Source organism: Nocardia sp. PLKS1-43 (assembly GCF_059510335.1).
In genome coordinates, this window is record NZ_JCAJZQ010000001.1 from 225,732 (window position 1) to 237,995 (window position 12,264).

A 12,264-nucleotide genomic window follows, 5' to 3' on the forward strand; every position below is an offset into this window, starting at 1 on the left:
CGTTCGCCCGGACATCAGCGACCCCGCCAGACCGGCGCGCGCTTCTCGGCGAACGCCGTCGCGCCTTCTTTGGCATCCTCGGAGGCGAACACCGGCGCGGCGATCTCGGCCGACTGCGCCCAGCCCTCCGCGAGCGTCCAGTCGGCGGTCGAACGCGCGATCTGCTTGGTCGCCGCGACGGCCAGCGGACCGTTGGCGCCGACGAGCTGGGCCAGTTCCAACGCACCGGCGAGGGCACCGCCCTCGTCGGTGAGCCGGTTGATCAGGCCGACCTCGGCGGCGCGCTCCGCGGTGATGGGCTCACCGGTCAGCAGCAGTTCCATGGCGATGGCGAACGGGACGCGGCGGGGGAGTTGCAGCGCGGCGCCACCACGGGCGACCAGCGAACGTTTCACCTCGGGGACGCCGAATCGCGCGGTGCGCGAGGCCACCACGAGATCGCAAGCCAGCAGCAGCTCGAAGCCGCCGGCCAGGGCCCAGCCCTCGACCGCGCCGATGAGCGGCTTGCGCGGCGGCGTCTCGGCGATCCCGCACAGCCCGCGGCCCGGGATGGCCGGGCTCTCGCCGCGCAGCCACGCCTTCAGATCCATTCCCGCACTGAACGTTCCGCCCGCGCCGGTCAGCACGCCGACCCACAGTTCGGAGGACTCGTCGAGTTCGTCCACCGCGGCGGCGACCTGGGCGCCGACGGCGCCGTTCAGCGCGTTCTTGACCTCGGGGCGGTTGATCGTGATGACCATGACCGGGCCGCGCCGCTCCAGCAGCACCTCGTCGGACACTGTTCCTCCTTTATGCCGATCCGGTCGGCTAGTGATATTGAGATTCCTGATCGGTATGATCCGGCCACTCTTTGCAGGTGGGTCTTCATAAGTTAGCATCCAATATCGATAAAAGCGTATACTCAATTAAGGTAGGGTGACGGCGGTCCCGCATCTCGGCGCGACGCTCGATCCGGTGACACGCGTCCTGCCGGGAGGAGAATCGATGCGTCGCACGTTGTTCACCCAGGACCACGACGACTTCCGGAGTCTGGTCCGCGACTTCCTGACGCGCCGGGTCGTACCGGAGTACGAGGAATGGCGCAAGGTGGGCCTGGTTCCGCGCGAGTTGTTCACCGCCATGGGCGAACTCGGCATCATCGGCACCTCGGTGCCGGAAGAGTACGGCGGCGGCGGGCAGCGGGACTACCGCTACAACGTCGTCATCCAGGAGGAGACCGCACGGGCCGGGGTGACCCTCGGCGGCCTGCGCACCCATCTGGACGTCGTGGTCCCCTATTTCCTCGGGCTGGCCGACGAGGCCCAGCGCAAGCGGTGGTTGCCGGGAATCGCGTCGGGGGAGCTGTACACGGCCATCGCGATGAGCGAGCCGGGCACGGGCTCGGATCTGGCCGGCATCGCCACCAAGGCGGTGCGCGAGGACGACCATTACATCCTCAACGGCGCGAAGACATTCATCACCGGCGGCTACCACGCCGATCTGATCATCGTCGCCGCCCGGACATCACACGACCCGGACAACCGCCGCGCGGGCATGACCCTGATGGTGGTGGAGAAGGGGATGCCCGGCTTCACCGTGGGTCGCAAGCTCGAGAAGATCGGCCTGCCGACCCAGGACACCGTCGAGCTGTCCTTCGATCAGGTTCGCGTGCCGGTGGAGAACCGGCTCGGCGAGGAGGGCGCGGCGTTCTCCTACCTCGGCCGCAATCTCGCTCAGGAACGACTGGCCATCGCCGTCGGCGCGGTGGCGCAGACTCGCGCGGCGATCGAACTCACCTTGACGTACGTGCGGGACCGGATCGCCTTCGGCAAACCCGTCGCGTCCTTCCAGAACACCAAGTTCGAACTCGCTGCAGTGTCAACGGAACTCGAAGCCGCACAAGCCCTTCTGGACTCGGCCATCGCGGCGCTGATCGCCGGTGAGCTGGACCCGGCCGACGCCGCCAAGACCAAACTGTTCTGCACCGAAGTGCAGGGCCGGGTGATCGACCGGTGCCTGCAGTTGCACGGCGGCTACGGCTACATCCTCGAATCGCCGATCGCGCGGCTGTACGCCGACGCCCGGGTGACCCGCATCTACGGCGGTACCAGCGAGGTTCTCAAGACCATCGTCAGCAAATCCCTCGGACTATAAGGAGTTCGCATGCAAATCGACGGTTCGTCGGCACTGATCACCGGCGGTGCGTCCGGCCTGGGCCTGGCCACTGCACGCCGGATCATCGAGCGTGGCGGCCGGGTCGTCCTGGCCGACATCTCGCAGGAGCAGGGCGAGAAGGCGGTCGCCGAGTTGGGCTCGGTGGCACGGTTCGCGCGCGCGGACGTCACGGACGAGCAGGGTGTGCAGGCCGCGCTCGACCTCGCCGCGGAGCACGGGCCGCTGCGTTTCGTGGTGCACTGCGCGGGCCGCGGCGGCGACCGCACCCGCATCATCGACCGGGATCGCAAGCCCGGCGAGCTGGACACCTTTGCCGAGGTCATCCGCGTCAACCTGGTCGGCACCTACAACGTGCTGCGCCTGGGCGCGGCGGCGCTGGCCGCCAACGAGGTCGTCGACGGCGACCGTGGCGCGATGGTGCTGACCGCGTCGGTGGCCGCGTTCGACGGTCAGATCGGGCAGACCTCCTACACCGCCGCCAAGGCTGGTGTGCACGGGATGACCCTGGTGGCCGCGCGCGACCTGGCCAGCTGGAACATCCGGGTGAACACCATCGCCCCGGGCATCATGGACACCCCCATGCTCGGCCGCCTGCGTTCGGACATCCGCGAGAGCCTCGCGGCCACCGTCCCGCACCCCAAGCGCCTGGGTGAGCCCGACGACTTCGGCCGTCTCGCGGTCGAGATGCTGGAGAACCCCTACCTCAACGGCCAGACGATCCGTCTCGACGGAGCCATCCGCATGGCCCCGCGCTGAGTGGGGACGACGAGATGAATACCGACACCACCGAGACCGACGAGCAGTTCCGGGCCCGGCTGCGCGCCTTCCTCGACGAGCACCGGCCCGGTCGCCGGCCGCGCGCGGCCGATGAGCGCCTGGCCTGGCAGAAGGATTGGCTGGCAACGCTTTTCGACGCCGGATTCGCCGGGCCGAGTTGGCCGCGCAGGTACGGCGGCATGGAGTTGGGTTTCGCTCGTCAGGTGATCTACCAGGAGGAGTACAACCGGGCCCGGGTGCCGGGACCGTTGGGCACCGGGCTGGGCATCGCCGCGCCGACGATCATCAAGTACGGCACCGAGGAGCAGAAGGACCGGTTCCTGCGGCCGATGCTGCGCGGTGACAGCGTCTGGGCGCAGGGGTATTCCGAGCCGGGCGCCGGCTCGGACCTTCCGGCGTTGCGGACCACCGCGCGTCGCGAGGGCGGCGGTCCCGACGATCCGGACGCGTACTACGTGGTCGACGGGCAGAAGGTGTGGAACAGCGCGGCGGATGTCGCGGACATCCTGTTCACCCTGGTCCGCACCGGTCCGCCCGGTTCGCGTCAGGAGGGGATCAGCTATCTGCTGATCGACGCGCATGCCCCGGGCGTCACCGTGCGCCCGCTGCGCGACCTCACCGGTGACGCGCACTTCTGCGAGATCTTCTTCAACGAGGTGCGGGTCCCGGTGGCGAACCGGATCGGGCCCGAGAACGGCGGCTGGCCGCTGGTGCGCACCAGTCTCGGGCACGAGCGCGCGGCCGGGGCGATGAATCAGGCCGCGCTGTACCGGCGGGTGCTGGACGAGTTGATCGAACTCGCCCGCGAATGGGGAGCGCTCGCGGATCCGCTGATCCGGGATCGGTTCGCCGAGTTCGAGATGCGGGTGCGGATCATGCGGTTGACCGGGATGCGCACCATCTCCGACATTCTCGCGAAGGGCGAACCGGGCCCGGCGTCCTCGACCTCGAGGCTGTTCATCGTCACCTTCGAGCAGGAGCTGCACGAGTTCGCGGTGGATCTGCTCGGCTGCTACGGCATTCTGGATCGGCACGATCCGCATGCGGTGCAGCGCGGCCGCTGGGTGTGGGGATTCCTGCGCACCCGGGCCTCGACCATCGGCGCGGGGACTGCCGAAATCCAGCGCAACACGATCGCCGAGCAGGTGCTGGGTCTGCCACGCGACCCGGCGATGCCCAGCACGGGAAGGTCCTGATGAGAGCCGCGTACTGCACGGAATACGGTGCGCCCGACAAGCTTTCGGTCGTCGAACTGGACGATCCGGAGCCCGGCCCGGGTCAGGTCGCGGTGCGGATACACGCCGCGTCGGTGAATTTCCCGGATGTGCTGATGGTGGCGAACCAGTACCAGGTGACGCTGCCGCTGCCGTTCGTCCCGGGCAGCGAATTCGCCGGCGAGGTGTGCGCACTCGGGCCCGGTGTCAGCGATCTGAAGGTCGGTGACCCGGTGGCCGGTTCGGCGATGGGCGGCGCGTTCGCCGAGCGGATCGTGGTGCCGGTCGAGTCGCTGCGTGAGGTGCCGGACGGGCTGGACATGGTGCACGCGGCGGCATTCCACGTCGCCTACGGCACCGCGTACCACTCGCTGGTCACCATCGGCGGGGCGGTGGCGGGCGAAACGGTGGCGGTACTGGGCGCGGCCGGCGGGGTCGGCTCGGCCACCGTCGACGTCGCGACCCGGCTGGGTCTGCGCGTGATCGCGGCCGCGTCCTCACCGGAGCGTCTCGCGATCGCCCGCGATCTCGGCGCTGTGGCCGGAATCGATTACAGCAGTGAGGATCTCAAGACCCGCCTGCGCGAGCTGTCCGACGGCGGCGTCCATCTGGTGATCGATCCGGTGGGCGGCGACTACTCCGAGGCGGCCCTGCGTGCTCTGCGGCACGGCGGACGTTTCGTCACCGTCGGGTACGCGGACGGCAAGATCCCCCGCATCCCGCTGAACCTGGTCCTGCTCAAGGACGCGACCGTGCGCGGCTTCGAGATCCGTCTGCTGCGCCGGGACAACCCCGAGGCGGTCGCCGCGGCCACCCGTGCGCTCTCGGAGATGGTGCGCGGCGGCATGCGCCCGCACGTCTCCGCGGTTCACCCGCTCACCGATGTCTCCGGCGCGCTGACCGCGGTGGCGCAGCGCCGGACCACCGGAAAGGTCGTGCTCGACATGCTCGATCGCTGAGCGTCGTTCGGCGTTTCGGCGTTCGGTGAGAACAACCCATCGGGATGCTCACCCGGCCCGGCGGCCCGGCGTACATCGCCGGGCCGGACGAGCATCGGAACGGAGTTTCGATGTCCTACAACGAATCCGGCGCGCACCTCGACGTCCCGGAGGTGCCGGTTCCAGGCCACGTACCGGCCGAACTCGTCCATCGGGTCGATCACCACAACGATCCGGGCGCCTTCTCGCATCCGTTCGGCTATCTCGATGGGCTGCGGGAGGAATGTCCCATCGCGTACAGCCCGGTCTACGAAGGCTTCTGGGTGGCCACGCGCTGGGAGGATCAGCGGGCGATCCTGCAACAGCCGGAACTGTTCTCGAGCAAGATCATCGGTGTTCCCGGTGCGAAGTGGTACGCGGGCAACGAACTGCTGCCGCTGTCGCTGGACCCGCCCGAGCACACCCGATACCGCGCGTTGATCAATCCGGCGTTCTCGCCGCGGCGGATTGCCGCGCTGGAGCAGACCATCCGTGACCAGTCGTATCAGCTGATCGATGCGATCCTCGACAAGGGCACGGGCACAACGGAATTCATGACCGAATACGCCGAACCGCTGCCGTCGCTGATCTTCACCGCGATGCTCGGGCTGCCGTCTTCGGAGTACCGGCAGTTCGTCGGCTGGGTCGACACGATGCTGCACACCCGTCCGACCGAGGCCGGGGTGAAGACCAGGCAGCAGGCGGGCGAGCAGATCAACGAGTATCTGACGGAGTTGATCGCCGAACGCACCCGAACTCGTCGCGACGACCTGATCAGCGATCTGGTCGACAGCGAGGTCGATGGCGAGTGGCTCAGCCCGGACGAGGTCCGGCGGGTGTGCTTCCTGCTGTTCTCCGCAGGACTGGACACCGTGACCACGGCGCTGGGATGGGCCGTGCGGTATTTCGCCGAACATCCGCCGGTGCGCGCGGAGCTGGTCCGGAATCCGGAGCTGGCCCCGAGCGCGGTGGAGGAGATCCTGCGACTGCATTCCTTCGTGAATCACGCCCGTACCGTCACCCGGGATCTGGAGTTCGGCGGAGTCCGGATGCGGGAAGGCGATCGCATCCTGCTGTACAGCGGAGCCGCGGGACGTGATCCGCGCCAATTCCCGAACCCGCTGGAATTCGACTTCGACCGCAAGCCGAACCGGCACACCGCATTCTCGCTCGGCCCGCACCGCTGCGTCGGATCACATCTGGCGCGTCTGGAACTGACGGTGTCCCTGAATCAGTGGCACGAGCGGATTCCGGACTACCGGATTCCCGACGGCGCCGACGTTCCGATCCACGCGGGCGGTGTCGTGGGCATCGAGCGGCTGCCGCTGGCGGTTTCGGAGTAGTCGGAAAAAGTCTCCTCAATGGTATCGAGGGACGCTCGTCGAGCCGGTATTCACGCCGGATTCCATTGAGCGGGACATTAACAGTGCACGCATTACCTCATCGGTCATAGACTGGACGAGTGCCGGCGTACAGCAGGCCCGAAGTGTGCGTCGAGAGCAGAGCAACGCATCCAAGTGCGGTTGCCCCAGGCGCCGCGATCATCACGAGGGAGCAGACCAATGCCCTTGCAGCCCTATATGAAGCTGCTGTCGACAGACGACCATCTGATCGAACCGCCCAAGCTGTGGACGGACCGACTGCCTGCCAAGTACCGCGAACTCGGTCCGCGGATCGTCGAGCAGGCACGCGGCGAGGGGCAGGCTCCCGCCGAGGTGTGGAAGTACGAGGACCGGATCTACCCGTACATCGGCCTCAACGCGGTCGCGGGTAAGGATTTCGAGGACTTCGGTCTCGAGCCGACGCGCTACGACGAGATGATCCCGGGTTGTTACGACCCGAAGGCCCGGCTGCGGGATATGGATCTGGACGGTGTGTGGGGCGCGCTGTGCTTCCCGTCCTTCCCGCGTTTCTCGGGCACCGTGTTCCTGGAGGGTCAGGACAAGGATCTGGCCCTGCTGTGCGTGCAGGCGTGGAACGATTTCGTCCTCGACGAATGGTGCCCGGCGGGCCCGGCGGGACGCCTGATTCCGCTGAGCATGCTGCCGCTGTGGGACGTCGAGGCCAGCGTGCGCGAGATCTACCGGGTGGCCGCGAAGGGCTCGAAGGCGATCACCTTCCCCGAGTACACCACGCCGCTGGGTCTGCCCTCGGTCTACACCGGGCACTGGGATCCGGTGTTCGCGGCGCTCGAGGAGACCGATATTCCGCTGTGCCTGCACTTCGGCACCTCGGGCAACCCGCCCAAGACCTCGCCGGAAGCGCCGTTCGCGGTGACCATCTCGCTGTTCGCCTGCAACTCCATGTTCGCGGCCGCGGATCTGATCTTCTCCGAGGTGTTCCACAAGTTCCCCAAGCTGAAGGTCGGTTTGTCCGAGGGCGGTATCGGCTGGATGCCGTACCTGATCGAGCGGATGGACAACACCTGGGAGCGGCACCGCTTCTACCAGAACCTGAACCAGGACGTGCGCCCGTCGGAGCTGTTCAAGAAGCACTTCCACGGCTGCTTCATCGACGACCGGTTCGGCGTGGAGGTGCGCCACCACATCGGTGTCGACCGCATCACCTGGGAGTGCGACTACCCGCACTCGGACTCGTACTGGCCCAAGAGCCGGGCCTACGCGGCCGAGGTGCTCGCCGACGTACCCGATGACGAGGTGCACAAGATCGTCGAGCTGAACACTCGTCGGCTGTACAACATTCCGGCATGAGCGCGCCGGTGCCGGGCAGGCGCCCTGTGGGGCGCCTGCCGGAGTCCGAGCGGTCGGACTGGACCGAACAGGACCTGCTGACCCGTGAGGAGGCGCACGGCCGGCTGGTCCAGGAGATCGATCTGGTCCAGACCCGGCTCGGCGATCTGGGGGACGGCGACAAGGCCGAGCGGGAGCTGCTCGAATCCCGGTTGCGCGCATTGCGTAGTGCCGCTTCGGATCTGCTCGGTTCTCAGTAGCGGCCGGCGCCCCGTGGTGACGCGCCGAGCGCGCCGCGGGGCATCAGGCCGACGTGGCGGCCGAATGTTCCCTGACCGCGGCCTCGAGCGCCTCGATGTCGTACTCGCCACCGGAGAAGCCGATGAACAGTGTGCGGCAATACGTTTGGGACAGGTAGCTCGCGGTCCACTGCTGACCGGGTTTGACCCACTGATACGTATGGTTGTGCATATTGAGGAACTGCAACGTCGCCAGGCTCGGATCGGCCTCCCGAAAGACCCCCTCGTCCATGGCGGCCACCAGCAGCGAGCGCACGACTTCCTCGAACTGCCTGCGGCGCTTCAGCATTTTCTCCAGATTGGGCTCGGACAGCTGCCGGTAGTCGTGCTCGTACACCCAGATGTGGTCCAGGCGTTCGAAGATCACGGTCAGCAGTTCTTCGGACAGCAGCCGCAGTTTGATCGTCGGCGCGGCGTCCAGGGCCTGGATCCGGGCCGAGATCTCCAGCAGCGGAGTGAGGACTCGCTCCTGGATTTCGATCAGGAGATTCTCCTTGGAGCCGATGTAGTAGTAGAGGGCTCCCTTGGCCAGGCCCACCGTCTCGCCGATCTCGACGATGCCGGTCGCGGCGTACCCGTTCTTCGCGAACAGCGCCGCGGCGGTGTCGATGATCTCGTCTCGCTTGATCTGGTACTGCGGGCCGTGTCCTGGTGGCCGGGCCACATCATCCCCTCTGGTCGGCGTGCCGATACTCGGGTGCGAGTATACGCAGACTAGAACGGATGGTCGAAATAACGGGCCGCCCGGAGGGGACGGCCGGGCGGCCCGATTTCGCGACTCCGGATCTCAAGTCTGCCGGGACAGGCCGGTCCGCTGATCGGCGGAACGGCGACGCTGCTGCGGTTGCAGGGAGGGGAACCGCAGGTAGTGGTCGATTCCGGGCATATCCGTCCCAGGTGGCACCACCTGGTCGATGGCGTCGAGAACGTCCGGGGTGAGCTGTATGTCCGCGGCCGCCAGCGTGTCGTCCAGATGACGCATGGTCCGCGGTCCGATGATCGTGGACGTGATGGCCGGATGGCTGGAGACGAACGCCAGCGCCAGCTCGGTCGGGGTGAGGCCCGCCTGGCCGGCGATCTCGCGCAACGCGTCCACGGCGTCGAATCGCGCGGGATCGCGGCGTTCGGCCACGGTCGTGACGGTCCGCCCCGACATGAACAGGCCGTCGGGGTCGTAGCGCGACCCGGCCGGAGGTTGTTCGTCGCGTCGATATTTGCCGGTCAGCCAGCCGCCCGCGAGCGGACTCCAGGCGATCACCGACATCCGGTGTCGTTGGCAGGCAGGAAGTATCGAGGTTTCGATCGAACGCGCGAAGATCGAATACTGCGGCTGCTCGCACACGAACCGTTCGCTGTTTCGCCGCACCGCCGCCCACTGCGACTCCACGATCCAGTCCGCGGGAAACGACGACGAGCCCAGATAGAGCACCTTGCCCTGGCGGACCAGATCGCTCAACGCGCTCAGTGTCTCCTCCGGGTCGGTGTCCCAGTCCGGCTTGTGCATCTGGTACAGGTCGATGTAATCGGTACCCAGCCGCCGCAGGCTCGCCTCGACCGCACGGACGATCCAGCGCCGGGAGGAGCCCTGGTCGTTGCGGTCCCCGCTCATGGGGTAGTAGCACTTGGTGGCCAGGACCACTTGCTCACGCCTGGCGCGCACGGCGCGCCCGACGATCTGTTCGCTCTGACCACCGGAGTAGACGTCGGCGGTATCGATGAAGTTGATGCCCGCGTCCAAGGCGCGCTCGACGATCCGGACGCAGTCCTCAGGATCGGTGTCGCCCATCTTCCCGAACGTCATCGCGCCCAGACACTGGCTGCTGACTTCCACACCCGTGGTGCCGAAGCGGCGGTACAACATGATCTCTCCTCGAATCGGCTCTCGATGCCCGCTTCCCGGCGGCTATCCGGTGCGCATCTTCGAGAAGTCCCAGCTGACACGGGTTTCCGGCCGCAAGCGCAACCAGGCATGGCGCCCGTCGTAACGGAGTTCGTTTCCGCCGCTGTACTTCTCGGCGAACAGCCGCTCGGGCACGGTGAGCGCGCCGACGGGCTCACCGGTGCGCGGCGCCTCACCGACCATTTCGAGCGCGCCGCGTAACTCCACTCCGCACAGCGACCGGAAATCCGCGCCGCCGTCGTCGACGATGACACTGACGCGAGGATCCCTGGTGATGTCCGTCCAGCGCTGGCTGCGGGTGATCGAGTACAGCCACAGCGCCTCGCCGTCCCAGACGAACCACAGCGCACTGGTGTGCGGCGCCCCGCCGGGGCCGATACTGGCCACCCGGCAGACGGGGCGGTCCCGCAGGAAGGTGTCGAGTTCAGCGTCCGTCATCGCGATCGAGCGGCCGCGTCGTTGTTCGGGCATAAGCTCTTCCGGGTCGGATGTGGTCGGGGGAGAGGTTGTTCGGTCCGCCGGCCTAATCGGACGCGGGCAGGGGCTTGGCCGACTTGAGCGGCAGCGGGATGCCGTTCACGGCCAGTGTTCCCTGTCCGGCCTTGGTACAGAGCAGTTCCAGCCCGACGCCGTCGTCTGCATAGCGCTTACCCAACTGCGAACCGTCCATCCGAGCCGGGTCGGGGACGCCGACCACGTCGGCAGGTGAGGCTTTCGGGTCGACCATGGCCGCGCCGCCGCAGGTGATCTCCAGATCGCTGTCGGGACAACGCACGACGACGACTGTCGTCGCGTCGACCGTGCTGGTGAGTGTCTGTCCCACGCGTGGCTTCATCGAACTTCCTTCGCGTATCTCGTCGGGTCTTCGGCAGGGCTTAAAAGAGTGTACTGCTACAGCACGATGTTTCTCTGTCTCGAGTTCGCAGTACGGTAATCATCGCGGAATACGGTCGGTACCGTAGCCGGAAATCCCGCGCATCGGGACAGTGCTTGTATTAAGTACTATCTATTATCTACTGTGGCCCGGGCGGCGGCCGAGTCGAGAGGGCTGGTCGCCGATCGGACACGCGCGGGCGTGCCACCGGATGACGGCGGCCGATCCGAAGCGCCGACATCTGAAAGGACCGCAAATGACGGAAGAGACGGCGGCTGTGGACGGCTCGGCGCAGGTCGGGACGTCGAGTTCGGCCTCGGAGGTGACGTCCGCCGTCGATTCCGCTCTGCTGCAGGATCTTCGGGCTCGGGTGACGTACCAGGCCGAGCGCTGGCGTCCCGGTGTGCAGGTCGCGAACATCAGGCCGCTGACCGGTGGCACCTCCAGCCTGACCTTCCTGGTCGATCTGCGCGACGCGGGCGTCGAGACGACCGTTGTCCTCAAGGTGGCCCCGCCGGGCCTGCCGCCCGTGCGCAATCGCGACGTCCTGCGGCAGGCTCGGGTGCAACGCGTCCTGCGCGGCCGGGATCGGCCGCTGGCGCCGACGGTGCTGTTCTCCGACGAGGGACAGCCGCCGCACTCACCCCCGTTCATGGCGATGAATTTCGTTCCGGGCGAATGCCTCGAGCCGATCCTCGCTCCGGCGCATCGCAGACCCGCACCCGATGTGGTGCATGCCCGCTACCTGGACGCCGCTCGACTGCTGGTCGAGTTGCATCGCGTGCGGCCCGAAGCGGTCGGGTTCGCCGACGAGCCGGTGATCACTCTCGGCGACGAGATCGACCGTTGGACAAAGGCATTCGGCACACTACCGGAGGAGATGCGCGGCCAGTACGAGCGCGCCGCGGCCGCCCTGCACGCGAGTATGCCCGAGCCGCTGCCGCCTGCGATCAACCACGGAGACTTCCGGCTCGGAAATACGTTGTGCGAACAGCACCGGCTGTCCGCGATCATCGACTGGGAGATCTGGGCGGTCGGCGACCCGCGGACCGACCTGGCCTGGCTGACCTATTTCACCGACGACGCCGGGCATCCGGCCGCCGAGCCGGGTATGCCCGCCGGAACGCCCACCCGCGCCGAAGTGGTCCTCACCTACGAACAGGCCTCGGGCACAAGCCTTCCCGACCTGGAATGGTTCCACGCGCTGGTGCGTTTCAAGGAATCCGCAGCCACCGGCCTGCTGCTCAAACGAGCGCTCAAACGGGGTGCTTCGCCGACAGGTCCACTCGGCCGCATGCTGCCGGTACTGCCGGCCCTGGTCCAGGAAGCCTTGGACATCCTGGACGCCCGGTAGCCATGGGCGGCCCGAGTGGCGGGCG

The 12,264-nt window shown here is 67.4% G+C and carries 13 protein-coding genes; 8 read left to right on the forward strand and 5 right to left on the reverse strand.

Annotated elements, in window-relative coordinates; translation table 11 throughout:
• Window positions 1-14: 14 nt before the first annotated feature.
• The gene (locus tag AC5WS7_RS01030; RefSeq protein ID WP_495952415.1) at window positions 15-779 is read right to left on the reverse strand and encodes a crotonase/enoyl-CoA hydratase family protein; all 765 of its coding nucleotides are present in this window, start codon (window positions 777-779) and stop codon (window positions 15-17) included.
• A 205-nt stretch (window positions 780-984) separates the two neighbouring features.
• Between AC5WS7_RS01030 and AC5WS7_RS01035 the strand changes: the two genes are divergently transcribed.
• The 7 genes from AC5WS7_RS01035 (at window position 985) to AC5WS7_RS01065 (ending at window position 8,072) form a co-directional block, all read left to right on the forward strand.
• Window positions 985-2,133: an acyl-CoA dehydrogenase family protein gene (locus AC5WS7_RS01035; protein WP_495952416.1), complete on the forward strand. Its 1,149-nt coding sequence runs from the start codon at window positions 985-987 to the stop codon at window positions 2,131-2,133.
• A 9-nt stretch (window positions 2,134-2,142) separates the two neighbouring features.
• The gene (locus AC5WS7_RS01040) at window positions 2,143-2,910 is read left to right on the forward strand and encodes an SDR family NAD(P)-dependent oxidoreductase (protein WP_495952417.1); all 768 of its coding nucleotides are present in this window, start codon (window positions 2,143-2,145) and stop codon (window positions 2,908-2,910) included.
• 14 nt (window positions 2,911-2,924) lie between these two features.
• A complete protein-coding gene (locus AC5WS7_RS01045; protein WP_495952418.1) occupies window positions 2,925-4,127 on the forward strand; it encodes an acyl-CoA dehydrogenase family protein in 1,203 nt (400 codons plus the stop codon).
• Complete coding sequence (locus tag AC5WS7_RS01050) at window positions 4,127-5,104, forward strand: NADPH:quinone oxidoreductase family protein (protein ID WP_495952419.1); 978 nt, start codon at window positions 4,127-4,129, stop codon at window positions 5,102-5,104. Before AC5WS7_RS01045 ends, AC5WS7_RS01050 begins: the two co-directional genes overlap by 1 nt.
• Window positions 5,105-5,214: 110 nt before the next feature.
• Window positions 5,215-6,465: a cytochrome P450 gene (locus AC5WS7_RS01055; RefSeq protein WP_495952420.1), complete on the forward strand. Its 1,251-nt coding sequence runs from the start codon at window positions 5,215-5,217 to the stop codon at window positions 6,463-6,465.
• A 219-nt stretch (window positions 6,466-6,684) separates the two neighbouring features.
• On the forward strand, window positions 6,685-7,833 hold the full coding sequence (locus AC5WS7_RS01060) for an amidohydrolase family protein (protein WP_495952421.1): 1,149 nt from the start codon (window positions 6,685-6,687) through the stop codon (window positions 7,831-7,833).
• Window positions 7,830-8,072 carry a hypothetical protein gene (locus tag AC5WS7_RS01065; RefSeq protein ID WP_495952422.1) on the forward strand — a complete coding sequence of 81 codons (243 nt, stop codon included), beginning with the start codon at window positions 7,830-7,832 and terminating at the stop codon, window positions 8,070-8,072. The genes AC5WS7_RS01060 and AC5WS7_RS01065 overlap by 4 nt, the downstream gene beginning before the upstream one ends.
• A gap of 43 nt (window positions 8,073-8,115) precedes the next feature.
• Here the strand turns inward: AC5WS7_RS01065 and AC5WS7_RS01070 are convergent, their stop codons facing one another.
• The 4 genes from AC5WS7_RS01070 to AC5WS7_RS01085 all read right to left on the reverse strand — a co-directional run bounded on the left by AC5WS7_RS01070 (window position 8,116) and on the right by AC5WS7_RS01085 (window position 10,846).
• Entirely contained in the window at window positions 8,116-8,775 is a 660-nt protein-coding gene (locus tag AC5WS7_RS01070) for a TetR/AcrR family transcriptional regulator (protein ID WP_495952423.1), read from the reverse strand.
• 123 nt (window positions 8,776-8,898) lie between these two features.
• The gene (locus AC5WS7_RS01075; protein WP_495952424.1) at window positions 8,899-9,972 is read right to left on the reverse strand and encodes an aldo/keto reductase; all 1,074 of its coding nucleotides are present in this window, start codon (window positions 9,970-9,972) and stop codon (window positions 8,899-8,901) included.
• Between the two features lie 42 nt (window positions 9,973-10,014).
• Window positions 10,015-10,482 (reverse strand): pyridoxamine 5'-phosphate oxidase family protein, encoded by a 468-nt coding sequence (locus AC5WS7_RS01080; protein ID WP_495952425.1) that lies wholly within the window; start codon window positions 10,480-10,482, stop codon window positions 10,015-10,017.
• A gap of 52 nt (window positions 10,483-10,534) precedes the next feature.
• Window positions 10,535-10,846, reverse strand: coding sequence for a hypothetical protein (locus AC5WS7_RS01085; RefSeq protein ID WP_495952426.1), 312 nt, complete (start codon window positions 10,844-10,846; stop codon window positions 10,535-10,537).
• 295 nt (window positions 10,847-11,141) lie between these two features.
• Between AC5WS7_RS01085 and AC5WS7_RS01090 the strand changes: the two genes are divergently transcribed.
• Window positions 11,142-12,239 (forward strand): phosphotransferase family protein, encoded by a 1,098-nt coding sequence (locus tag AC5WS7_RS01090; RefSeq protein ID WP_495952427.1) that lies wholly within the window; start codon window positions 11,142-11,144, stop codon window positions 12,237-12,239.
• Window positions 12,240-12,264: the final 25 nt, after the last annotated feature.

Coding starts and splice junctions, on each gene's coding strand:
- AC5WS7_RS01080 (WP_495952425.1), bottom strand. CDS start 10,482: ATGCCCGAACAACGACGCGGCCGCTCGATCGCGATGACGGACGCTGAA.
- AC5WS7_RS01035 (WP_495952416.1), top strand. CDS start 985: ATGCGTCGCACGTTGTTCACCCAGGACCACGACGACTTCCGGAGTCTG.
- AC5WS7_RS01055 (WP_495952420.1), top strand. CDS start 5,215: ATGTCCTACAACGAATCCGGCGCGCACCTCGACGTCCCGGAGGTGCCG.
- AC5WS7_RS01040 (WP_495952417.1), top strand. CDS start 2,143: ATGCAAATCGACGGTTCGTCGGCACTGATCACCGGCGGTGCGTCCGGC.
- AC5WS7_RS01065 (WP_495952422.1), top strand. CDS start 7,830: ATGAGCGCGCCGGTGCCGGGCAGGCGCCCTGTGGGGCGCCTGCCGGAG.
- AC5WS7_RS01050 (WP_495952419.1), top strand. CDS start 4,127: ATGAGAGCCGCGTACTGCACGGAATACGGTGCGCCCGACAAGCTTTCG.
- AC5WS7_RS01075 (WP_495952424.1), bottom strand. CDS start 9,972: ATGTTGTACCGCCGCTTCGGCACCACGGGTGTGGAAGTCAGCAGCCAG.
- AC5WS7_RS01060 (WP_495952421.1), top strand. CDS start 6,685: ATGCCCTTGCAGCCCTATATGAAGCTGCTGTCGACAGACGACCATCTG.
- AC5WS7_RS01090 (WP_495952427.1), top strand. CDS start 11,142: ATGACGGAAGAGACGGCGGCTGTGGACGGCTCGGCGCAGGTCGGGACG.
- AC5WS7_RS01045 (WP_495952418.1), top strand. CDS start 2,925: ATGAATACCGACACCACCGAGACCGACGAGCAGTTCCGGGCCCGGCTG.
- AC5WS7_RS01085 (WP_495952426.1), bottom strand. CDS start 10,846: ATGAAGCCACGCGTGGGACAGACACTCACCAGCACGGTCGACGCGACG.